The organism is Pseudorhodoplanes sp. (genome assembly GCF_059499825.1).
In genome coordinates, this window is record NZ_JCABZI010000011.1 from 73,577 (window position 1) to 96,401 (window position 22,825).

The 22,825-nt window shown below is 64.1% G+C and carries 23 protein-coding genes; 4 read left to right on the forward strand and 19 right to left on the reverse strand.

What is annotated here, in order from left to right; translation table 11 throughout:
- The first annotated feature begins 12 nt into the window (after nucleotides 1-12).
- On the forward strand, nucleotides 13-486 hold the full coding sequence (locus AC5I5I_RS16440) for an outer membrane protein assembly factor BamE (RefSeq protein ID WP_495974945.1): 474 nt from the start codon (nucleotides 13-15) through the stop codon (nucleotides 484-486).
- 37 nt (nucleotides 487-523) lie between these two features.
- Here AC5I5I_RS16440 and AC5I5I_RS16445 read toward each other — a convergent pair whose 3' ends face one another.
- Nucleotides 524-1,432 carry a LysR family transcriptional regulator gene (locus tag AC5I5I_RS16445; protein ID WP_495974947.1) on the reverse strand — a complete coding sequence of 303 codons (909 nt, stop codon included), beginning with the start codon at nucleotides 1,430-1,432 and terminating at the stop codon, nucleotides 524-526.
- 195 nt (nucleotides 1,433-1,627) lie between these two features.
- Here AC5I5I_RS16445 and AC5I5I_RS16450 point away from each other — a divergent pair, with 195 nt between their 5' ends.
- Nucleotides 1,628-3,253: an ABC transporter substrate-binding protein gene (locus AC5I5I_RS16450; protein WP_495974949.1), complete on the forward strand. Its 1,626-nt coding sequence runs from the start codon at nucleotides 1,628-1,630 to the stop codon at nucleotides 3,251-3,253.
- 39 nt (nucleotides 3,254-3,292) lie between these two features.
- Complete coding sequence (locus tag AC5I5I_RS16455; RefSeq protein ID WP_495974951.1) at nucleotides 3,293-4,702, forward strand: allophanate hydrolase; 1,410 nt, start codon at nucleotides 3,293-3,295, stop codon at nucleotides 4,700-4,702.
- A gap of 109 nt (nucleotides 4,703-4,811) precedes the next feature.
- Here AC5I5I_RS16455 and AC5I5I_RS16460 read toward each other — a convergent pair whose 3' ends face one another.
- From AC5I5I_RS16460 to AC5I5I_RS16525, 14 genes are all read right to left on the reverse strand, one after another.
- Entirely contained in the window at nucleotides 4,812-6,938 is a 2,127-nt protein-coding gene (locus tag AC5I5I_RS16460) for a sodium-translocating pyrophosphatase (protein ID WP_495974953.1), read from the reverse strand.
- 279 nt (nucleotides 6,939-7,217) lie between these two features.
- The gene (locus AC5I5I_RS16465; protein WP_495974955.1) at nucleotides 7,218-8,993 is read right to left on the reverse strand and encodes an adenine deaminase; all 1,776 of its coding nucleotides are present in this window, start codon (nucleotides 8,991-8,993) and stop codon (nucleotides 7,218-7,220) included.
- Nucleotides 8,994-8,995: 2 nt separating this feature from the next.
- Nucleotides 8,996-9,979: a Bug family tripartite tricarboxylate transporter substrate binding protein gene (locus tag AC5I5I_RS16470; RefSeq protein ID WP_495974957.1), complete on the reverse strand. Its 984-nt coding sequence runs from the start codon at nucleotides 9,977-9,979 to the stop codon at nucleotides 8,996-8,998.
- Nucleotides 9,980-10,067: 88 nt separating this feature from the next.
- Nucleotides 10,068-11,285: an MFS transporter gene (locus AC5I5I_RS16475; RefSeq protein ID WP_495974959.1), complete on the reverse strand. Its 1,218-nt coding sequence runs from the start codon at nucleotides 11,283-11,285 to the stop codon at nucleotides 10,068-10,070.
- 70 nt (nucleotides 11,286-11,355) lie between these two features.
- Complete coding sequence (locus tag AC5I5I_RS16480; protein ID WP_495974961.1) at nucleotides 11,356-12,591, reverse strand: alpha-hydroxy acid oxidase; 1,236 nt, start codon at nucleotides 12,589-12,591, stop codon at nucleotides 11,356-11,358.
- Nucleotides 12,592-12,642: 51 nt separating this feature from the next.
- Nucleotides 12,643-13,632 carry a thiamine-phosphate kinase gene (gene thiL, locus AC5I5I_RS16485; protein ID WP_495974963.1) on the reverse strand — a complete coding sequence of 330 codons (990 nt, stop codon included), beginning with the start codon at nucleotides 13,630-13,632 and terminating at the stop codon, nucleotides 12,643-12,645.
- 12 nt (nucleotides 13,633-13,644) lie between these two features.
- Complete coding sequence (gene nusB, locus AC5I5I_RS16490; RefSeq protein WP_495974965.1) at nucleotides 13,645-14,142, reverse strand: transcription antitermination factor NusB; 498 nt, start codon at nucleotides 14,140-14,142, stop codon at nucleotides 13,645-13,647.
- The gene (gene ribH, locus AC5I5I_RS16495) at nucleotides 14,139-14,714 is read right to left on the reverse strand and encodes a 6,7-dimethyl-8-ribityllumazine synthase (RefSeq protein ID WP_495974967.1); all 576 of its coding nucleotides are present in this window, start codon (nucleotides 14,712-14,714) and stop codon (nucleotides 14,139-14,141) included. The genes nusB and ribH overlap by 4 nt, the downstream gene beginning before the upstream one ends.
- 65 nt (nucleotides 14,715-14,779) lie before the next feature.
- Nucleotides 14,780-15,388, reverse strand: coding sequence for a riboflavin synthase (locus tag AC5I5I_RS16500; RefSeq protein WP_495974969.1), 609 nt, complete (start codon nucleotides 15,386-15,388; stop codon nucleotides 14,780-14,782).
- Nucleotides 15,389-16,492, reverse strand: a complete 1,104-nt coding sequence (gene ribD / locus AC5I5I_RS16505; RefSeq protein WP_495974971.1) for a bifunctional diaminohydroxyphosphoribosylaminopyrimidine deaminase/5-amino-6-(5-phosphoribosylamino)uracil reductase RibD — start codon at nucleotides 16,490-16,492, stop codon at nucleotides 15,389-15,391. It abuts the gene before it with no gap.
- A complete protein-coding gene (nrdR, locus tag AC5I5I_RS16510) occupies nucleotides 16,489-16,974 on the reverse strand; it encodes a transcriptional regulator NrdR (protein ID WP_495974973.1) in 486 nt (161 codons plus the stop codon). Before nrdR ends, ribD begins: the two co-directional genes overlap by 4 nt.
- A gap of 12 nt (nucleotides 16,975-16,986) precedes the next feature.
- Nucleotides 16,987-18,288 (reverse strand): serine hydroxymethyltransferase, encoded by a 1,302-nt coding sequence (gene glyA, locus AC5I5I_RS16515; RefSeq protein ID WP_495974975.1) that lies wholly within the window; start codon nucleotides 18,286-18,288, stop codon nucleotides 16,987-16,989.
- 124 nt (nucleotides 18,289-18,412) lie between these two features.
- On the reverse strand, nucleotides 18,413-18,601 hold the full coding sequence (locus AC5I5I_RS16520; protein WP_495974977.1) for a DUF6898 family protein: 189 nt from the start codon (nucleotides 18,599-18,601) through the stop codon (nucleotides 18,413-18,415).
- Nucleotides 18,602-18,625: 24 nt separating this feature from the next.
- Nucleotides 18,626-19,912, reverse strand: coding sequence for a L,D-transpeptidase family protein (locus AC5I5I_RS16525; protein WP_495974979.1), 1,287 nt, complete (start codon nucleotides 19,910-19,912; stop codon nucleotides 18,626-18,628).
- Between the two features lie 273 nt (nucleotides 19,913-20,185).
- On the opposite strand from AC5I5I_RS16525, the gene AC5I5I_RS16530 reads away from it, so the two are divergent.
- Nucleotides 20,186-20,344 (forward strand): hypothetical protein, encoded by a 159-nt coding sequence (locus tag AC5I5I_RS16530; protein ID WP_495974981.1) that lies wholly within the window; start codon nucleotides 20,186-20,188, stop codon nucleotides 20,342-20,344.
- Nucleotides 20,345-20,451: 107 nt separating this feature from the next.
- Here the strand turns inward: AC5I5I_RS16530 and ldtR are convergent, their stop codons facing one another.
- The 4 genes from ldtR to AC5I5I_RS16550 form a co-directional block, all read right to left on the reverse strand.
- Nucleotides 20,452-20,967 (reverse strand): transcriptional regulator LdtR, encoded by a 516-nt coding sequence (ldtR, locus tag AC5I5I_RS16535; RefSeq protein ID WP_495974983.1) that lies wholly within the window; start codon nucleotides 20,965-20,967, stop codon nucleotides 20,452-20,454.
- A gap of 181 nt (nucleotides 20,968-21,148) precedes the next feature.
- Complete coding sequence (locus AC5I5I_RS16540; protein ID WP_495974985.1) at nucleotides 21,149-21,361, reverse strand: hypothetical protein; 213 nt, start codon at nucleotides 21,359-21,361, stop codon at nucleotides 21,149-21,151.
- Between the two features lie 133 nt (nucleotides 21,362-21,494).
- A complete protein-coding gene (locus AC5I5I_RS16545; RefSeq protein WP_495975326.1) occupies nucleotides 21,495-22,232 on the reverse strand; it encodes a Crp/Fnr family transcriptional regulator in 738 nt (245 codons plus the stop codon).
- Nucleotides 22,233-22,389: 157 nt separating this feature from the next.
- The gene (locus AC5I5I_RS16550; protein ID WP_495974987.1) at nucleotides 22,390-22,821 is read right to left on the reverse strand and encodes a BLUF domain-containing protein; all 432 of its coding nucleotides are present in this window, start codon (nucleotides 22,819-22,821) and stop codon (nucleotides 22,390-22,392) included.
- Nucleotides 22,822-22,825 lie beyond the last annotated feature (4 nt).

Below are 22,825 nucleotides of genomic sequence, written 5' to 3' on the forward strand. Positions count from 1 at the left end.
AATCGAGCCAACATGAGGTTCGGGAGCGGTATATGGGCGCGGATCATCCGACGCCGTAGCACCGGCGCAGTTGCGCTGACGCTGGCCTGTGCGCTGGCGCTTGCCGGCTGCGGGGCCACCGAACAGACCTTCCAGCGCGGCTATGTGGTGCCCGAAGGTGCGCTCGAACAGATCCCGCTCGGCTCGAGCCAGGAACAGGTCCTGATCGTGCTCGGCACCCCCTCCACCGTCGCGACCGTGACCGGCGAGGTCTTCTACTACATTTCCCAGCGGGGCGAGAAAGCCGCGGCCTTCATGCCGCAGAAGGTCGTCGATCAGCGGGTCATCGCCGTCTATTTCGACAAGGAGCGCCGCGTCAACCGGCTGGCCGATTACGGCATCAAGGACGGCAAGGTCTTCGACTTCGTCAGCAAGACCACGCCGACCGGCGGCAGCGAGATGTCCTACCTCACCTACATCTTCAAGATCGTCGGTCTGCAGAACTAGCGGTTCGCAGCGCGGCAGCAGACTGCATGCGAACCGGCTAGGCCAGCGACGCGCCGAGTTCCATCAGCGATAGCTGCAGATGCGCGACGAATGTCGCTGCAACCTTGGGAAGCTTCCGGCTTTCCGAAACGCAGACATCCAGCGTCCCTTTATCCAATTGCCGGTCGCTCGTCATCGGCACGGCCACCACGGCGCGCTGTTCGATGTCACGCCGAATGGTGACCAACGGCAAAAAGGTGACGCCCCCACCAGACCGGGCAAACATTCGCAGCGCCTGAATCGAATTGGCCTCCATCACCGGCCGCAGCGTGAGCCGGCTCGCCTGACACTGACTGTCGAGCAGCCGGCGAAGACCAAACGTCTTGTCCGGCACAGCGATCGGATGCGCCATGGTCGCAGCGAGCGAAAGGCGCCGCGCGGCTGCCAGCGGATGCTCTCGTGTCATCACCGCAAAGATCGGAGCCCGGCGTCGCGATGCGAATCGAATGCCGGGTTGCGCGGTTGCGGTATAGGCAATTCCGACATCGGCATCGCCCGCGCCCAGTATCTGATGGATTTGCTCGGATCCGACGACGACGAGATGGAAGGTGACGCCCGGGTGGCGGGCGCGAAAGCTGGCGATCGCGGCCGTGAGTTCGTCGACGATGCCCTCTGCCGAGCAGATGCGCACGTGGCCGCGCCGCAATCCTTTCAGGTCATCGATTTCCCCATGAATGCGATCGCGTTCAACCAGCGCTGCGCGCGCATAGCTGGCGTACAATTCGCCGGCTGATGTCAACACGACGCCGCGCGCATTGCGGACGAATAGCGGCGCCGCAATCTGGTCTTCGATCTTCTTCACCTGCCGACTGATGGCCGACGGCGTGATGCGAAGGCGTTCCGCTGCCAGGCGGATCGAGCCGGTCCGAACGACCTCATCGAAGTAGCGCAGATGCGTAAGCGACATTCCGAATTCTCCGAACCGCGATGAGTGATTTGAACATGAAAGCGGCATGCGCTGCCGCATGATTGAACAGCAAATCTCTGGCGTGATCGAGCGTTGCTGAAACGGCAACGCCCTGCAAGATATTTTGATCTTCTGGATCAATTTCGTTTGTGATCAGCTTTGTTTGAAGCGCATTCCGGCAAAGAGGTTTGGGTCATGGATCGCCGCAAGTTCATCAAGGCAATGACGGCGACCACGGTCGCGCTCGGAACGGACGCGTCGACGTCCGGCCTGACCGGACCGGCCCGGGCGCAGAGTCGTCGCGATACGATGGTGCTGGTCTCGGAAAACGCACCGAACAATTTCGACATTCAGGGCGTGGGCACCAATCGGCCCGGCTACGAGGTGGCATGGAATTGTTACGACCGGTTGATCTCGCATGGCTTCAAGACTCTCGATAATGGCGTAGAGAGCTACGACAAGGACAAGTTCACGCCGGAGCTTGCCGAGGAATGGACAGCCGGCCCGATGTCGGTCACGTTCAAGCTGCGCAAGGACGCAACATTCCACGACGGCACGCCGGTCACCGCGAAGGACGTGAAATGGTCGTTCGATCGCGCGGTCACCGTCGGCGGCTTTCCCACCTTCACCATGAAAGTCGGCTCGCTGGAGAAGCCGGAACAATTCGTCGCGGTCGACGACCATACGTTCCGCGTCGATTTCATTCGCAAGGACAGGCTGGCGCTGCCGGTGATCGCCACCATCGTTCCAAGTATCATGAATTCCGAACAGGTGAAGAAGAACGCCACGGAAAGGGATCCGTGGGGCCTGGAATATACCAAGAATAACGTTGCCGGCGGCGGCGCCTACAAGGTGGCCAAAGCCGTGCCGGGATCGGAGGTCGTTTACGAGCGCTTCGACGGCTGGCGCAGCGGCAAGAGACCGGATTTTGCGCGCGTGATCTGGCGCATCGTGCCATCCGCCGGTACGCGCCGGGCGCTAATGGAGCGAGGCGACGCCGACATCTCGTTCGATATCCCTGCCAAGGATTTTGTCGAACTGAAGCAACTCAATCAGCTGAAAATGGTGTCGACGCCGATCAGCAACGGCATCCAGTATATCGGGATGAACGTAACCAAGCCGCCGTTCGATAACGTCAAGGTCCGGCAGGCTGTCGCCTACGCCATTCCCTACCAGAAGATCATGGACGCGGTGCTCTACGGCATTGCAAGGCCACTCTATGGAGCTGCGACCAACAAAGCCACCAGCAGCGACTGGCCACAGCCGCATGGCTACAACACCGATATGGCCAAGGCCAAGCAACTGCTTGTCGAAGCAGGCTACCCGCAAGGCTTCGAGACCACGCTGTCCTACGACCTCGGCGCAGCGGCGATCAACGAGCCGCTCTCCATCCTGGTTCAGGAATCGCTGGGGCAGATCGGAATCCGAGCCAGCATCAACAAAGTGCCGGGCGCCAACTGGCGCGGCGAACTCCTGAAAAAGGAGATGCCGATGATCTCCAACTTCTTTTCGGGATGGCTCGATTACGCCGATTACTTCTTTTATTGGTGCTATCACGGCCAGAATGCGCTGTTCAACACGATGAGCTACAAGAATCCGGCGATGGATCAGCTCATCAACGCAGCCCGCACGCAGGCTGCGGAGGGCGACATGAGCGCATACGACACCAGCGCCAAGGCATTCATCGACATCGCCTTCGAAGAAGTCCCGCGGATTCCGCTGTATCAGCCCGAACTCAGCGTCGCCATGAAGAAAGACATGGCAGGATACCGGTTCTGGTTCCATCGCCAGCTCGACTACCGATCGCTGGTCCGAGTCTGACACCGGATTCGACATTCAAAAAATTACAGGGGTGAGGACGTGGCTTGGTCGGCGGCGGACGGCAGTCTTGATTTCACGACACTTCGGCAAGGGTATGGTTCCGGCGCGCTGTCGCCGCGCGAGGTCATCAACGCGGTCTACGACAGGATCGCCGCGCGCGGCGACGACCATGTCTGGATCCACCTGGTCCCGCGAGAGGAAGCGCTGGCGCGCTGCGATGCCATCGAGCGGCATGTCTCGCGCGATGCGCCGCTCTGGGGCCTCCCCTGTGCGATCAAGGACAATATCGACGTCCCCGACCTGCCGAGCACCAGCGGTTTCCCGCCCGCGCGCAGCATAGCGTTGGGTACCGGACAGGCCGTAGCGCGGCTCATCGCCGCCGGCGCCGTCGTCATCGGCAAGACCAATATGGATCAGCTCGCTGTGGGACTGGTCGGCGTCCGCAGCCCCTATGGAGTCGCGCGCAATCCGTTCAACCCGGACTTCATTCCAGGCGGCTCAAGCTCCGGCTCCGGCGTCGCGGTTGGCGCGGGCCTGGTGTCATTCGCCCTGGGAAATGACGCCGCCGGCTCCGGGCGGGTCCCGGCTGCGTTCAACAATATCGTGGGTGTGAAGCCGACACCGGGATTGGTCAGCAATACCTCGGTGGTCGGCGGCGGCACTGCGAAGACGCTGGAAACGATTTCAGTTTTCGCGCTGACGGTCGCTGACGGCATGTCGGTTCTGGACCTGATTTCCGGCTACGATCCTGACGACCTGTTTTCGAAGCGCGAGGCGGACACCTGCAACCTCGATCAGACTCCGCTCGACACATTCTTCCGTTTCGGAGTGCCACGCGCGAGCCAGTTGGATTTCTTCGGCGATACCGACGCTGCGGATCTGTACGAGCAAGCGGTAAGCCGGCTGGAGCGCCTCGGCGGAACGGCGATCGAATTCGACTACACGCCCTTCGACAAGGTTCAGCGCATGCTCTACGAGGGACCGTTCCTTGCCGAGCGCAAGGCCGTCGTCGATCAGGTCGTCAACGGGCGTGTCGACGAACTCCATCCGGTGACGCGCGCCATCCTCGATACCGCGCAGGAATGGACGGCGGTCGATGTCTATCGGGCGATTCACGAGCTTGCAGATCTGAAGCGGCAGGCGCGACGGATCTTCGAGGATTTCGATGTCGCCATGCTCCCGACAACGCCGACCGTTTATCGGACAAGCGATGTGCTGGCCGATCCGATCCGTCTCAATGCGAGACTCGGCATCTACACGAACTTCGTCAATCTGCTGGAAATGTGCGGCACCGCTGTGCCTTCGGGATTCAGGAGCGACGGGATGCCGCTCGGCATTACTGTGCTGGCGCAACCGTTTCAGGATGCGACCGCCGCGAAGATTGCCAATGCAGCGCATCGCGCAACCGGCCTGCCCCTCGGCGCGTCATCCAACGCGATGCCGGCCTGACCCGGACTGGATCACGGCCCAACCGACGGTTTGCAGTTCGAGGCAATCTTTTCAAAAAAAGAGCCCCGCTTTCGCGGGGCTCTTACGTTTCGGAGAGTTGCTCGCCGCGTCAGTGCGCGAGGATGGCGAGCAACAGCAGCGCCACGATGTTTGTGATCTTGATCATCGGATTAACCGCCGGACCGGCCGTGTCCTTGTAGGGATCACCGACGGTGTCGCCGGTCACCGCAGCCTTGTGGGCCTCGGAACCCTTGCCGCCGAAATGGCCGTCCTCGATGTACTTCTTGGCGTTGTCCCAGGCACCGCCGCCCGAGGTCATCGAGATCGCGACGAACAGGCCGGTCACGATCACGCCGAGCAGCATCGCGCCGACCGCCGAGAAGGCCGCCGACTTGCCGGCCGCTCCGCCGCCCGCGATGAAGTAGATGGCGAAATAGACGAAGATCGGCGACAGCACCGGCAGCAGCGACGGGATGATCATTTCCTTGATCGCAGCCTTGGTCAGAAGGTCGACGGCGCGGCCGTAATCCGGCTTGCTGGTGCCCTTCATAATGCCAGGGTTTTCGCGGAACTGCCGGCGGACTTCCTCGACGATCGAGGAGGCTGCACGGCCGACCGCGGTCATGCCCATCGCGCCGAACAGGTACGGCAGCAAGCCGCCGAACAGGAGGCCGACCACGACATACGGATTGTTCAGCGAGAAGTCCGGAGCGACGCCAACGAAATACGGGTTCTTCGCAGCGATGAAGTATTTCAGGTCTTCGTTATACGCCGCGAACAGCACCAGCGCGCCGAGACCGGCGGAGCCGATCGCGTAGCCCTTGGTCACCGCCTTGGTGGTGTTGCCGACAGCGTCCAGCGCGTCGGTCGACTTGCGCACTTCCTTCGGCAGACCGGCCATTTCGGCAATGCCGCCGGCATTGTCGGTGACCGGGCCGAAGGCGTCGAGCGCAACGATCATGCCGGCTAGTGCCAGCATCGTGGTGGTCGCAATGGCGATGCCGAACAGGCCGGCCAGCGCGTAGGTGACCAGGATGCCGGCGATGATCACCAGCGCCGGCAGTGCCGTCGATTCCATCGAAATGGCGAGGCCCTGGATCACGTTGGTGCCATGCCCGGTCACCGAGGCTTCGGCGATCGACTTCACCGGACGGAAATTGGTGCCGGTGTAGTATTCGGTGATCCAGATGATCAGGCCGGTGACCGCGAGTCCGACGACGCCGCAGATGAACAGCGCCGTCGACGTGAAGGTCACGCCGCCGCCGGTCTTCAGCACGGTGCCGAAACCAAGCATGATGTGCGTCACGATCGCGACGCCGACGAGCGACAGCAAGCCGGTGGCGATCAGACCCTTGTACAGGGCGCCCATGATCGACTGGTTGGCGCCGAGCTTCACGAAGAAGGTGCCTGCGATCGAGGTGATGATGCAGACCGCGCCGATCGCGAGCGGATAGATCATCATCGAAGAGAGCACCGGCTGGCCGGCGAAGAAGATCGCGGCCAGCACCATGGTGGCGACCGCGGTCACCGCATAGGTTTCGAACAGGTCGGCCGCCATGCCGGCGCAGTCGCCGACATTGTCACCGACGTTGTCGGCAATGGTGGCCGGGTTGCGGGGGTCGTCTTCGGGAATGCCGGCCTCGACCTTGCCGACGAGGTCGCCGCCGACGTCCGCACCCTTGGTGAAGATGCCGCCGCCGAGACGGGCGAAGATCGAAATCAGCGAGGCGCCGAACCCGAGTGCCACCAGCGCGTCGACCACGACGCGGCTGTTCGGCGCAAGCGCCAGCGGGCCGGTCAGGATCATGTAATAGACGGCGACGCCAAGCAGCGCGAGGCCTGCGACCAGCATGCCGGTGATGGCGCCGGCCTTGAAGGCGATCTCCAGTCCACCCGCCAGCGACTTCACCGCGGCCTGCGCGGTGCGGACGTTGGCGCGCACCGACACGTTCATGCCGATGAAGCCCGCGGCGCCGGACAGGATCGCGCCAATGGCAAAGCCGATCGCGACCAGCCAGCCGAGCAGCAGCCCGACGACGACGAAGATCACCACGCCGACCAGACCGATCGTGGTGTACTGGCGTTTCAGATAGGCCTGCGCGCCCTCACGGACGGCGGCGGCGATCTCCTGCATTTTCGCCGAGCCGGCATCGGCCTTCATCACCGACATCGTGGCCCAGATGCCATAGACAATGGCAAGCAAACCGCAGGCGATGATCACCCACAAAGCTGTCATAGTAACCCTCGATTGGACTTGAATGTGCCGGAACTTCCCCAAGTCCGGCTGTGCTTCATTGATGCCGGACGTGCGGAATCGCCTCCGCCCTGCCTCAAAATCGCGCGGACATTGCCAAAAAGGAATTTGCAAAGCAACCGGGGAAATCGCCGATTTCCTTGGGGTTTTCGGGGGCTCGCCAAAGACTTGCGCGCTGCGCGCAAGCCTTGGCCTACCGGCCTCATTTCCGTCGTGCCTCGGCCCATCCCGACTAGCTCCATGACACGCCCGGTGACAAGCTCAGTGAACGTCACCTGCCCGGATCAGCATCGGCCGGATGTCCTTGGTGGTCCCGTCGGTCAGCCCGAGGTCGGTGAGATGCGGACCCGGATTGCAGGCCAGCGACTGGCCGCTCAGCGCCTTGAAGGTCCGGTAAGGCGGTTGCCAGGCGCAGATTTCGCCCGCGGCCTCGACGATGCGCTTGTGGGCAGCCGCCACGTCGTCCGGGTCGCCCAGCGACAGCATCCCGGCGACCGGATAGGCGAGCTGCGCGGCCACCTGCCCATCCCTGACCACCACGATGCCGCCCTGCATGCCGATCACGGTATTGGCTGCAAGCGCGAGTTCCTCCGGGTCGTGGCCATACAGGATCAGGTTGTGGGAATCGTGCGAATAGGAGGTGGCGAAAGCGCCACCCCAGCGGTCCCACCCCTCGATGATGGCGAGCTGCGGCCTCGGATCGTTGCGCCCGTGGCGATGCACGATCGCCATCACGCTGAGATCCGACGGCACCAAAGCGAAGCCGTCCCGCACCTCGACCTCGACTTCGCTCCACGAGTTGAAGCGCGCGCCCTTGATGGCCTGGATCAGCGCCGGGCCGTTGGTGACGCCCGGCACACGAATGCGGAAGTCGTCGGCCGTCAGCGGACCGACCTTCATCGTGTTGACGAGCGGCGGTGGCGTATCCGCCAGCGGGACGATCAGCTGTCCCCCCTGAGCGACGTGGCGGCCGCCGCTATAGACCGCTTCCACCGCAACCGCAGTCAGATCGGACAAAGCAACCAGGTCCGCGCGCCGGCCCGCCGCGACCAGACCGAGATCGTCGCGGCGCAGCCGGATCGCGTTGTTGATGGTGGCGCAGCGGATCGCCTGCAGCGGATCGAGCCCGTAGCGGATCAGCCGCCGCAGCACGTCATTGATGCCCCCATGCTCGACCAGATAATCCGGGAACACGTCGTCGGTACAGATCGTCAGGCTGGTCGGGATCACCGGCAGCGTGTTGATGGCCGCGACCACGTCGGGCAGCAGATAGTCATGCGAACCGCGGATCTCGACGGTGAAGCCGGCCCGCAGCTTTTCCAGCGCATCGGCGCCCGAGGTGATTTCGTGGTCGCCGGAAATGCCGGCCGACAGATAGGCCATCAGGCCGGGCCCGGTCAGGCCGCGTGCATGCCCTTCGATGATCTTGCCCGAAGCGTTGGCGGCTTCGAGGATGCCCATCATCCGCGGCTGCGCTTCCAGCACCGCGCGCATGTCCATGACTTCGGCCAGCCCGGCCACGTCCGGCCAGGACATCAATTCGCGGATGTCGTCCGCAACGAAATCGGCGCCCGATATTTCAAGGCTCGGCGCCGCCGGCACGCAGGACGACGCCTGCACGATGAAGCGAAGCGGCAGATTGCGCGACGCTTCGACCGCATAGCGGATGCCGTCGAGGCCAAGCACATTGGCGAGTTCGTGCGGGTCCCAGAAGATCGTTGTCGTGCCCTGCGGCACCACCACCTCGGCATAGCGATGCGGCAGCATGTGCGAGGATTCGACATGCACATGGGCATCGATGAAGCCCGGGGCGACGATCAGACCCGACAGGTCGTGAGTCACCGCGGCTTCCGTGAACGCACCCGGCGCGTGCACACTCGCGATCATCGGGCCGACGATGCCGATATCGGCTTCGCGGATCTCCATGGTCGCGACATCGGCAATACGCGCACCGCGCAGCAGCAGGTCGAACGGCGCCCTGCCCTGCGCAGCCTCGATCGCGCGCCTGCGAACCTCGAACGCAATCGGCTCCAACACGACTATTCGGCCTTGATGCCGGCGGCCTTCACCAGCGCGGAAAACTTCTCGTTCTCCGCCTTCAGGAATTCGGCAAATTCCTTCGGCGAATTGCCGACCGGAATCAGGTTCGATGCCGTCAGCTTCTCGACGATACCCGGCTCCTTCACGACCTCGGCCAGCGCCTTGTGCAGCTTCTCGACAATCGCCGGATCGGTCTTGGCCGGCGCGAACAGCCCGTACCAGACGGTGACCGACACGTTCTTCAGGTCGGGATGTTCGGCGAGGCTCGGCACGTCCGGGGTGAGTTCGAACCGCTTCGGCTCGGTGATCCCGAATGCCTTGATGTTGCCCGCCTTCACGTTCTGCATCGCCATCACCAGCGGCAGCACCGCGAGGTCGATATTGTTGCCCATCAGGTCGGTCGGGATTTGCGCGCCGGTCTTGTAGGGCACGTGCACCATGTTCACCTTGCCCTCGGCATTGATCATCTCGCCCGCGACATGCAGCGAGGTGCCGACGCCGGAGGTGGCGTAATTGTACTTGCCGGGATTGTCCTTCAGCAGCTTCATCAGCTCGGCGAGGTTGTTGGCCGGGAAATCCTTGCGGCCGAGCAGCACCAGCGGCGACGACCCCACCATCGAGATCGGCTGAAACTCGGTCAGCGCGTCGTATTGCACGGTCTTGGGCGAGACGAGTTTGGCAATCACAATCGTGCTCTCGACAGAGAACAGAAGCGTGTAGCCGTCCGGTGCCGCGCGCGTCGCCCTCGTGGTTCCGACCACGCCGCCGGCGCCGGGCACATTCTCAATGATGATGGTCCCACCGAGTTTCGCCGCGAGCCGGTCGGACACGAGGCGCGCGACCGCATCGACGCTGCCGCCGGCAGCATAAGGCACGATCATGGTGATCGGCTTCGTCGGATAGGTCTGCGCCTGTGCGGGGAACACCCAGAGGGCTGACGCTGCGATGGCGGCTGCGATGGAAACACGGACGGCATTGTGCATTGGCATGTTCTCTCGACGATGGCCCGGCAGCTATATGCAGATTGCGCCGCTGAAGCGGCTGCCGCAAGTGCCCCGAAAGTTGCGTCGCTCAGACAGGGTTGCGACGCTGCCTCAGCGCCAGCCAGCCGAGCAGCATCGCGGCCGTCAGCACCACCGGGAAAACGATTTCGTTCACAGCCGCCCAGCCATAGATCGCGAGCACCTTGCCGGAACCGAAGGAGCCGATCGCCATCGAGCCGAACACGAGGAAGTCGTTGAAGCTCTGCACCCGCGTGCGCTCTTCCGGCCGATGCGTCTGGGTGACCAGCGTGGTCGCGCCGACGAAGCCGAAATTCCAGCCGATCCCCAGCAGCACGAGACCGACCCAGAAATGCCACAGCGTAATGCCCGCGATGCTGATCGCCGCGCTGGCCAGCAGGATCGCGAAGCCTGCGGCGATGACGCGTTCGACGCCGAAGCGCGCGATCAGCGACCCGGTAAAGAAGCTCGGCACGAACATGCCAAGCACATGCCATTGCAGGCCGAGCGCGGCATCGGTGACCGTATGATTGCATTCGATCATCGCCAGCGGGGCCGCGGTCATCACCATATTCATCATCGAATAGCTGGCGATGCCGCAGGCCACGGCGACGATGAATTTCGGTTGCCGCGCGATCTCGGAGAGCGGGCGCCCGGCATTGGCCCGCGCCGCCGCCGAAGGCATCGGGATTTTCAGCAGCATCAGGACGAGCCCTGCGACCACGGCGATCGCCGCCTGTGCGAGATAGGTCGCCGCGAACAGGTAAGGCGACAGCATGTCCTTGGTCGCAATCACGACCTGCGGACCGACGATGGCCGCAGCTACCCCGCCGACCAGCACCCATGAAATCGCCTTCGGCCGGAACGCGTCACTCGCGGTGTCGGCGGCGGCGAAGCGATAGGCCTGATGCGCGGCTGCGTAGAGGCCGGAGAAAAACGCGCCGATATTGAAGAGCAAGAACGAACCCTGGAGAACGCCGGCGCAGCAGATCAGCCCGGTCAGTACGCCGCAGATGGTGCCGATCTGGAATGCGGTGCGGCGGCCGAAGCGGCGGGCCAGTGCACCGACCGGAAGCGTGCCGAGCCACATGCCGATGACGTAAACGGTGATCGGAACCGTCGCCAGAATCTTGTCGGGCGCCAGCATCGCACCGGTGATGGCGCCGGTCGCAAGCAATACGGTGTTGTTGCCGCCGGCCATCGCCTGCGCGATCGACAGCACGATCGCGTTGCGACGCGCCAGCGCGTCGTCAATCAGATGGTGCGGGCCCTGGGCGGCTACCGACATGAAGGAATCCCCGGCAAGGGCGCCCTACATATCCGGCCGGTTGAATATAAACCAGCGCGAAAACGGCAAGTCAGAACTGCCATGCACCCGGATGGCGGATCGACAGCGCCCGCAATGCGGCGATGTCAGGGGTTCCGAGTTGCCGCATTGCAACCGAGACTTCCTCCACCAGCATGTCGGTCACGTAACTGGCGCCGTCGCCGCCGGCCGCACCGATTCCATAGAGGAATGCCCTTCCCGCCAGCGCCGCCTGCGCCCCGAGCGCCACCGCGCGCACGGCATCGAGCCCCGAGCGCACGCCGCTGTCGAACAGCACGGTTCCTTTGTTGCCGACGGCATTCACGATCGCGGGCAGCACGTCGATCGCCGCCGGCGCCGCTTCGAGCTGACGGCCGCCATGATTGGACACCTGAACGCCGTCGAGCCCGATGGATATCGCCTTTTCCGCATCTGCGGGATGCATCACGCCCTTGATCACCATCGGTCCCCTCCAGGCGTCGCGATAGCGCTTGAGTTCCTCGAAGGTGAAGGCGCCGCCGACCTCGTTCTGGGCGAACCAGGCGATGTCCGATTTGCTCGGATTGGCGCCGCAATATGGCGCAAGACAAGGAAAGCTTGGCTGCCCGTTGCTCACGAGCGCGCGCATCCAGTTCGGCCTCACCGCCGCCTGCATGATGGTGTGCAGCGTGGGGCGGAACGGCAGCGTCAGTCCGTTGCGCAATTCGCCCGGCCGCTTGGCCCGACCCGGGGTATCGACCGTCATCACCAGCACATGCACGCCGGCGGCCTGCGCGCGGCGCACCAGATCGAAGCCGACCTTGTGATCGTCGCGTGCCAGCCGGTAAAGCTGGAACCAGACCACGTCCGGCGCGAGTTTGGCGGCCTCCTCCAGCGCGATGCCGCTGACGGTCCCGGCGGTATAGGGGATGCGGGCGCGTTGCGCTGCGCGCGCCAGATGCCGTTCGGCGCCGGGCCAGAACACGCTCTGCAATCCCATCGGGGCGATGCCGAGCGGCGCTGCATAATGCCGGCCGAACAGCGTGACATCGGTTGCAACCGGTCCCCGGTCGCCGCCGGTCCGCGGCGCCATCTGGATGGCATCCAGCGCGTCGGCGTTGCGCTTGACGGCGAGATTCTGGCCGTTACCGCCCGCCACGGTTTCGTAACCGAGCGACGGGACCCGGCGCTCGGAGGCCTTGCGCAGATCCTCGACGGTCGGAAAACGCCGGCGCAGCTGCGCCTCGCGCGCATTGCCGGACACGCCCCAGCCGGTCGGCGCGGCCTTTACTGCGGTGCGGTCATGCATGGCGTCTCTCTCCCCGGCGTTCTTGTAGCGCGCCCATGTTCTGGCAGACATTCAGAAGTGACTGAACGAGCCGCGCGCGAATGTCAGCTCTGTGCCGTCGGCACCGATCACCCGCACGGGTGTGCGGCCGTCGACGATTTCGCCGATCTCGGTCACCGGGATCGCGGCGGCGTTGGCCTGCTCGCGAAACGCCGCGAGCCTGTCGGCGGGAATGGCGGCGAGGATCTCGTAATCGTCGCCACCGGTTCCGATCGACTCGATCAAACCCGGGTCTGCCGCCAGCGCCTTGCACGCCGCAGCCGACAGCGGCAGGCGCGCCGCCTCGATCCGCGCCGACACGCCGGAGACATCGCACAGTTTGGCAAGATCGCCGGCAAGCCCGTCCGATACATCCATTGCTGCCGAGCCGAATGCACGCACCGCATCCGCCAGCGCGTTGCGAGGCTGCGGCACTCTGTAACGGCCCGCGAGATGCGCTGCGTCGTCTTCGCCGAGCGACCATTGTCCGATCAGGTCCGGCTCGCGCAGCATGCGAAGGCCCAGCGCGGCATCGCCGATCGTGCCGGTCACGACGATGCGGTCGCCCGGCCTGGCGCCGGCGCGCCTGACCATGGTTCCGCGCGGCAGGATGCCGAAGGCCGTCACCGAGAGCCACACCGGTCCCTCGGTTCGCACCGTGTCGCCGCCATAAAGCGGACAGCCGAACAGATCGCAATCCGATTGCAGCCCCGATGCGAAGCCAGGCAGCCATGCCTCGGCGATGCCCGCCGGCAAGGCCAGCGTCAGCAGGCAGCCGGCCGGATGCGCGCCCTTGGCGGCGAGGTCGGACAAGTTCACCCGCAGCGCCTTGCGCGCCACCGTTTCCGGCGGATCGTCGGGAAGGAAATGGATCCCGGATACGATGGCGTCGGCGGTGAGAACGAGGTCATGGCCGTCGGGCGGGGTGTAGAAGGCGGTGTCGTCAGAGAGTCCGAGCGCTCCCGGCGCCGTCGCCAGCGGCCTGAAATAGCGTCCGATCAGTTCGTCTTCGCCTGACGGCATGGCGGATACCGGTTATGGAGACGCGCCGAACTCGTCCACCCGCGCACTGCGCGCCAGCATGTCGAGCACGGCATTCACCATCCCGGTTTCGTCGCGGTCGACGAAGGCATTGGCGACGTCGACATATTCCGAGACGATCACCCGGGCGGGAATGTCCTTGCGGTTTTGCAGCTCGAAACAGCCCGCGCGCAGCACCGCGCGCACCAGCGCCTCCACCCGCTTCAGCGGCCAGCCCTTGGTCAGCGCGTTGTCGATCACCGGATCGAGCGCGCGCTGATCGGCGACGACGCCGCGCACGATCTCGCGGAACAGGTTGGCATCGGCCGGCAGATACTTGTCGCCATCGACCTCGCCGCCGAGGCGATGACTCTCATATTCGGCGAGGATCTCGCTCAGATCGGTCCCGGCAATGTCCATCTGGTAGAGCGCCTGCACCGCGGCCAGCCTCGCGGCGCCACGCCGGTTAGCCTTGCGCTCGTCCTTGCGTTCGTCGCTGCGCGGAGCGTTCATCGCTTCGCCTTCGCAACGGCGGTCTTGGAGGCGGCAGTCTTGGAAGCGGCGGTCTTGGAGACAGCGGTTTTGGAGACGGCGCGCTTGATTTCGATTAGCGCCAGCGCCGCCTGCGCGGCACCACCGCCCTTGTCACCTTCGCTCACCCGTGCGCGCGCCCAGGCCTGCGCCTCGGTATCCACGGTTAGGATGCCGTTGCCGATCGGAATCTTGCGTGCGATCGACACATCCATCAGCCCGCGCGCCGACTGTTCCGACACGATTTCGAAATGAAACGTCTCGCCCAGGATCACGCAGCCGAGCGCGACCGCGCCGTCATAGGGCTTCTTCTTTGCGGCGGCGGCATCGAGCGCGATGGCGAGTGCGGTCGGGATTTCGAGCGCGCCGGGGACGGTGATGACGTCAAAGGCAGCACCCGCCGCGTCCAGCGCGCGGGTTGCACCTGTGAGAAGTTCGTCGGCCAGTTTCTCGTAATAGCGCGCCTCGACGACGAGGATGCGCGCGCCCTTAAGGTTCGCGCCCGCCACGCTCGTGCCCGCTTTGTCGCTCTTTGCCTGACGTGGCCCGGCCATTCCCTGATCTCCGTTGCGGCGCCACTAACTACACCGCGCGGCGCACCGCAAGGGCGCCAGGGGCGCTATCTCCGCGCCTCCATCAGACGCGCAGCATAGCGCGCCATCATGTCAACCTCGAGATGGACCGCTGTGCCGGATTGCCAGTTCTCCAGCGTGGTTACCGCCAGCGTGTGCGGGATGATCATAACCGAGAAGTCATTGCCATCGACCTCGTTCACGGTGAGGGACACACCATCCAGCGCCACCGACCCCTTCTTTGCAATAAACGCAGAAAGCGCCTGCGGCGCCGTGAGCACAAACCGCACCTGGCCTTCGAGGTCTTCACGCGACTTGATCGTGGCGACGCCATCGACATGGCCGGTGACGATATGCCCGCCGAGCTCGTCGCCGATCTTCAGCGCGCGCTCGAGATTGATCCGGCTGCCGTTCTGCCACTCACGCACGTTGGTGAGACGGACCGTCTCGGCCGCGGCATCGACCGCAAACCAGGTGCGGTTTCCGGTCAGCCCGGTCTCCACGACCGTGAGGCACACCCCGGCGCAGGCGATGGATGCACCGATCGCAATCGTGTCGCGGTCGTAGTTGCAAGCGATGACAATGCGTCGCAGCCCGTCGGCCTTCGCTTCGACCGAAGCGACTTCGCCGATATCGGTGACAATGCCGGTGAACATCTAACGCCGCTCATATCGTTCGAGTTTGTCGCCACCGATCGTTTGGGTATCGGACAGCACGAGAACAGGGGAAGCGGTTAGAGCGCCGAGCGCAAGCCCGTCAAGCGCATCCACGCCATCGGGCCCAATCGTCAGCGATCCGTGCAGCAGCACCGCTTCGTCGATGAGGCCGGCACGCAGGAATGAAGCCGCGACCTTGGGACCGCCCTCCACCATCAGCCGCGTGATCCCGCGCTCCGCCAGCGCCCGCAGCACCGCGTGAAGATCGAGACCGCCCTCACCGGCCGGGCTCCGGATCACCGTCACACCAAGACCGGTCAGCATGCGCTCGGGCTCGGCCGGCGCGTCACTCGCACAGAAGACCCATACCGGAACCTCCCTGGCGCTGGAGACAAGCTGCGACCGCGCCGGTATGCGCAAACCCGGATCGAGCACCACCCGCACCGGCGATGCCTTCAGCATTCCGGGAAGCCGGCAGGTCAGCGCCGGATCGTCGGCCAGCACCGTGCCGATCCCGACAAGGATCGCGTCGCTCATCGCACGCATCAGATGCACGCGCGCACGCGTCGCCTCGCCGGTAATCGCGACAGGCCTGCCGCCGGGCAGCGCCGCCTTGCCGTCTGCCGAGACCGCAAGCTTCAGCATGACATAAGGACGGCCATCGAGAATGCGGCGGATGTGACCGGCATGGTCGCGTCGCGCTTCTTCAGCGCAGACGCCTTCGGTCACCGCTATGCCGGCCTCCCGCAGCCGCGCATAACCGTCGCCGGCCACCTTCGGATTGGGGTCGCCGAGCGCACAGACTACCCGCGCAATTCCGGCCGCGACGACCGCATCCGCGCAGGGCGGCGTCTTGCCGTGATGCGAACAGGGCTCCAGCGTGACGTAAAGTGTCGCGCCGCGTGCCCGTTCGCCCGCACGCCGCAAAGCCTCGGTCTCCGCATGCGGGCGCCCGCCGGGTTGGGTCCAGCCGCGTCCGAGCACGACGCCTTCTTTCACGACCACCGCGCCGACCGCGGGATTGGGCCATGTGTTGCCAAGCCCGCGCCGCCCGAGGGTCAGCGCCAGTTGCGTGAAGCGAAGATCGTCGGGTGCGGCACTCACTTGCGCTGCGGCGGTACGGCCTTGCCATCCTCTTCGCTGGCGAGTTCGGCGAGCGCGTCCTCGAAATCCTTCGGCTCGCGGAAATTGCGATAGACCGAGGCGAAGCGGACATAAGCCACATCGTCGAGTTCGCGCAGATGCGCCATCACCGCCTCGCCGATGGCGTCGGTGGAGATATCGCTTTCGCCAAGACTTTCCAGTTCGCGGACGATTTTAGAGACCATCTGCTCAAGCCGCTCCGGATCGACATTGCGCTTGCGCAGCGCGATCTGCAGCGAGCGCATCAGCTTGTCGCGGTCGAACGGCACGCGCCGGCCGTTGCGCTTGATCACCACCAGTTCGCGCAACTGCACCCGCTCGAAGGTAGTGAAGCGGAACTGGCAGGTCAGACACACACGGCGGCGCCGGATCGCGTTGGAATCCTCGGTCGGACGCGAGTCCTTCACCTGGGTATCGAGACTGCCGCAGCTCGGACAGCGCATGACGCGTTTCGCCTATTGATAAATCGGAAACCGCTGGACCAGCGCCTTCACCTTGTCGCGGACCGCAGCTTCGACCAGCGAATCCTCGTCCGCCTGCTTCTGCGACAGCACGTCGAGGACCTCCGCGATCATGTCGCCGACCTGCTTGAATTCGGCGACGCCGAAGCCGCGCGTGGTGCCGGCCGGCGTACCGAGCCGGATGCCCGAGGTGATCGTCGGCTTTTCCGGATCGAACGGGATCCCGTTCTTGTTGCAGGTGATATGCGCGCGCCCGAGCGCCGCTTCCGACACCTTGCCGGTCAGCCGCTTGGGCCGCAGATCGACTAGCATCAGGTGGGTGTCGGTGCCGCCCGAGGTGATGTCATAGCCAGCCGCCTTCAAGGTTTCGGCGAGCGCCTTCGCGTTCTCCACGATGTTCTTCGCGTAGACCTTGAACGACGGCCGCAAGGCCTCGCCGAAGGCCACGGCCTTCGCCGCGATCACATGCATCAGCGGCCCGCCCTGCAGGCCTGGAAACACCGCCGAATTGATTTTCTTGGCGATCTCCTCGTCGTTGGTCAGCACGACGCCGCCGCGCGGTCCGCGCAGCGTCTTGTGGGTCGTGGTGGTTACCACATGGGCATGCGGGAACGGCGACGGATGCACGCCGCCGGCAACAAGCCCCGCGAAATGCGCCATGTCGACGAACAGATAGGCCCCCACCTCATCCGCGACCTCGCGAAAACGCTTGAAGTCGATGATGCGCGGATAGGCCGAGCCGCCGGCGATGATGACCTTCGGCTTGTGCTGATGCGCGAGCGTGCGCAGCTCGTCCATGTCGATGCGGTGGTCGTCCGGCCGCACATTATAGGCGACCGCGTTGAACCACTTGCCGGAATAATTGATCTTCATGCCGTGGGTCAGATGCCCGCCGGCAGCCAGATTCAGGCCAAGAAAGGTATCGCCCGGATTCATCAGCGCGAAGAACACCGCCGCATTGGCCGAGGCGCCGGAATGCGGCTGCACATTGGCGAAGGCGCAGCCGAACAATCGGGTGATGCGGTCAATCGCGAGCTGCTCGGCGATATCGACAAACTGGCAGCCGCCGTAATAGCGCCGCCCCGGATAGCCTTCGGCATATTTGTTGGTCAGCACCGAACCCTGCGCCTCGAGGACGGCGCGGCTGACGATATTTTCCGAGGCGATCAGCTCGATCTCGTCGCGCTGGCGGCCGAGTTCGCTCGCGATCGCGGCCGCGATTTCGGGGTCGCTTTGGCGCAGCGTGGCGGTGAACATATCGCTGCGCTCAGCGCCGGCGGCATCGGTTGCCGACATGCTGCTCTCCTTGGGCTTCAGGCAATTCGGGCTCAGGTTTCCGGGCGTCCCGGGACGGGCGCACTACCACGAGAGCCCGCCGGCCGCCAAGCAATAGCTTCTATCAGACGATAAGCCGCAATATCTAGCGGGAATCCGAGCCTTGCAGCCGGCGGCGCAGCTTGGCCAGCGCCAGCTTCTGCAAATCGGCGCGCGAGGCGTGGACCGGTCCCATGACCATCACCTCGATACCCGTCGCGGCGTCGATGGCGGCAACCTTCATCACCGCACCCACGGCGGTGAATTCGAACAGCACCTCGCGGGATTCGGTCATGCCCGTCTGCGCCGCGCCACTGGTCTACCCGCGACTGATGGGTGAGCCGATACCGTCGCGTCCGTAGATGTCGTCGCGGAACTGCACCACGCCGTCCGGCGTCGCCCAGCCGGTGACATAGACCCAGTAGAGCGGCACTGCCGCCTTGAGCCGGGCATCCTTGCGGTCGCCGGAGCGGATCACGTCGTCGATCTGCTGCCGCGTCCAGCCCGGCGTTCCTGCCAGCAGCCAAGTCACCAGTTCGCGCACATTCTGCACCCGCACGCAGCCCGACGAATGGAAGCGGAAATCCTCGCCGAACAGATTGCGCGACGGCGTATCGTGCATGTAGACGCCATGCGCCGACGGGAAATTGATGCGGATCGCGCCGAGCGAATTGAAGTCGCCCGGGTCCTGCTTGAACTTGTAATTGACCGCCTCGTTTGTACTCCAGTCGATCTGCGTCGGCTGCAATTCGTTGCCGCGCGCGTCGATGATGCGGATCCGCTGCTTGGTGAGGTAATCAGGCTCTTCCTGCATCTTCGGGATCAGGTCGCGCCGCACGATCGACACCGGCACGGTCCAGAACGGATTGAAATTCACCTCGACGATGCGGCTGTTGATGTCGGGCGAGGCGCGGTCTGGCTTGCCGACCACTGCGGTGTGGCGGGTCACCGCGACGCCGTTCTCGATCGCCTCGATCTGGGCAGCCGGGATGTTGCACATCACGAATTTCGACCCGAGCTTGCCGGACAAGTTCTTCAGGCGGACCAGGTTGGTCTTCAGCTGCGCGACCCGCGCCTCGGCCGGAACATTCATCGCGGCAAGCGTCGCCTCGCGCGCCAGGCCGTCGACAGTCAGGCCGTGCCGCGCCTGGAAGCGCTTCACCCCGGCCTCGACATAGGAATCGAAGACGTCCGAGACCCCGGCGCTGGTCGCGAGATCGCCGCCCGCGATCAGCCGCTGACGCAGCGCGACCACAGCCTTGCTCCGATTGCCGAGCCGCATCCGCTCGTTCGGGGGCACCATCGGCCAGCCGCCTTCGGAGGCCAGCTGTTCATAGCGAGGGATTGCGGCCTCGGTGGTCTGGACGGTCGCAGGCGACAATGTCGGCAGCGACGATTTCGGCATCCGCACCGAGCGGATGCCCGAATCGTAGGTCTGGCCGAAATCGCTGCGCCGCGTCTGCTCCATCAGCAGTTGCAGCATCTGGTCCTGGGCCTCGGCCCGGCCTGCGGCGAGCGCCGCGCCCGCCCCCAGCGCGCCGCGGCCAAGATGGCGCAGCAGCGTGCGACGGTTCCAGTATCGAGAGAGGTCCGGCCGGTCGGTCATGCGCTGGTCCGTGAGCCCTTGACTGCTGGAATTAAGACCGGAGCCGCCGGATTGGCAATGGCCCTGACGGAAATCGACCGCGGATCCGGCATCCGTCGCGGCCGGAGAGCGCCCGCGCCCGAGAAATCGGAATAGAACCGACGATAACGCTCAATGCGGCATCAAGATGGTCCGGCCGACTGGGGCTGTGCACCGCGCCTTGAACAAGGGAGTCGATTTTCGCGCCCCGCCCGCGCATAAGGGGCAATGGCAAAAGCAAAAGTGAACTTCAGAATGCAGCGGATCGCCGCGGATGACTGGCAGATCATCGCCGAATATCCGGGCGTGGAAGACCGTATCATCAAGGGCCTGACCAGCAAGGCCGATGTCGACGACTGGCTCAACGGCGAGCGGCGCATCGGCTGGCTTCGGTCGCAGGGCTACGCCAAGTAGCGACTCCGTCGCGACGAGCCTCGCGCGTCCCCGACGCAAAAAGCCCCGGCGTTTCCGCCGGGGCAGTTAAGGTCGACACATTCTGGCTTATTGAGAACAGGTGCGCGTCAGAGCCGATACAGGATCTGGTCGGTCCAGAAACGCTCGAGCCGGTGCAGGGACTTGTTCAGCGTGCTGAACTCCTCGGCCGCGATGCCGCCCACCTGTTCGACGGTGCGGACATGCTTCTGGTACAGGTTCTCGACAATGTCGCGAACCTCCCGGCCCTTGTCGGTCAGCTTGATGCGGACCGAACGGCGATCCACACGCGAACGCTGGTGATCGAGGAAGCCCATCTCGACCAGCTTCTTCAGATTGTAGGACACGTTGGAGCCGAGATAATAGCCGCGCGTACGCAGTTCTCCCGCCGTCAGCTCCTTGTCGCCGATGTTGTAGAGAAGAAGGGCCTGGACCGAATTGATGTCGGCGCGGCCGCGGCGATCGAACTCGTCCTTGATCACGTCGAGCAGCCGCCGGTGCAGACGCTCCACCAAGGTCAGTGCTTCAAGATAGAGTGGCCGGATATGCTCGAAGCGCTGCGCATTCTGCGCGGGTTGCTCGGCCGGCTTCATAACGGCTTTCATGTGACGCCTTCCTGTGTAGTTTTTTTCAGTCTTTGTGCGAGGCCCTGTTTCCCCGCTTAAGAACCGAAACTACAGACGATGATCTAAAATCGACTTAAACAACAACATAAAGAGAAGGTTTATTTGGCGCGGTGAACGGTCAATTGAAGCTGCAATTGCAGCGTCTTTCGTAACTCGCGATTCACCGTTCGCCCGTCGTCGCACGGGGCAATTGCACGTCCGCGCCCTCGCGCAAGAACACGTTGTATTTCGACCAATTGTGCCGTTCGCCGCAATGCGGGCAATGCACGCGGGTAATCACATCCGGCAGATCCGCGAAACATTCCGGCTCGATTTCGATGCCGGTGGAGATGTCGTGTCCCGTATTCGGACACGAGGTATAGATTGTCGCCATTGTTGCAGCCTGTCCCTCTTCGGGACGAACCTAGATGCTGCGGAACAGATCGCGAATTAAGTTTGACACACCCGTATGCGACCGCGCCGCCTTGCTGCGTGCGGCGCGTCGCCTGTCTCGGCCTTGTCGCGCTTTAGATGAACGGCCGCTTGTGCTCGCCCGGGAATTCGAAATTCGCAATACGCGCGAGGCCCTCGCGATCGAGAATTTCGAATACCCTGCCCTTCCAGCGCATGGTGCGTGTGGCGGACAATTTCTTCAACGTCTTGTTGGCGTGGACGAGCGACATGCCGAGCGTGTCGGCGACGTGCTGCTGCGTGAATGGAAACTGGATGGTGTGGCCCTTGGATAGCGACACCTCCTTCGCACGCACGAACAGATGCAGGAACAGGTAGGCCATGCGCTCGATCGCGGTACGACGGCCGATGCTGAGCAGGCTTTCGTCGAGGATCTGCTCTTCGCGCGCGGCGAGCCAGGTCACATCATAGGCCAGCGCGGGAAACCGGCTGTACAGGCCCCAGAGTTTCTCGCGCGGAAAGATGCACAGCGTCATGTCGGTCAGCGCTTCGACCGAATGCTGCATCTCGTCGGCGATTGTCCCCTGCAGCCCAAGGAAGTCCGAGGGCATCGAGAAATTGAGGATCTGGCGCCGTCCGTCCGGCAGCGATTTGTAGCGGAACGCCCAGCCGACCAGAACGGTGTAGAGATAGGCGGAGTTGGTGCCCTGCAGGAGGATGCTGCTGCCGGCCTCGATGTTGAGTTCGCCCGACTTGAAGGTCCGGACGAAATCGAGTTCCTCGGGCGTGAAGTCCCGCAACACCGGCATCGGGCGCAGAGGGCAATGCTCGCACGGCACCTGCCGGCCCGGCATGGCAACCACGCCGGTACCCGGCTTGTTGTGAGCGGCAGTGCGCTTCTTGGATACGGTAGGCATTCGAACAATCGCAGGCTGGAGCGGAACGCGATCTGACGCGCGATATCTATCTAACGCGCGCGAAGTGATGAGGTCCAGCGATCGCCAGCAGACATCACACGCCCTGGCGCGTCAGGATCGAGCCGCTGGCGACCAGTTCGGTCAGTAGCGCCATGGTCGCCTGGGCGGGCGAGCCGAATGGATCGAGCGCCGCCTTCTCGGAATATTTCAGCAGCAGCGCGCGGTTGACGGTATCCACATTGACCTGTCCCATGGTCCAGCCGGAAAAGCGCCGCTCGCCGATCTCTTCATAGGACAGCAGCCGGATATGCCCGTGCCGCTGGTCGCGCACGATCGCATTGTACAAGTCGCAGACTTCGTCGCGTCCGCCTTCGATCACCTGAACGAATACGTCGCTGGTGAAGCACAGAAGTCCGGTAATTCCCCGCGGCGGATTGTTCCGGCGCGACTGCTCCAGAATCCGGTCCAGCAGATCGGCCTGTACCGGTTTCGTCGGCCGGCTGGCATAGAGACATCGAACGAGCATCACA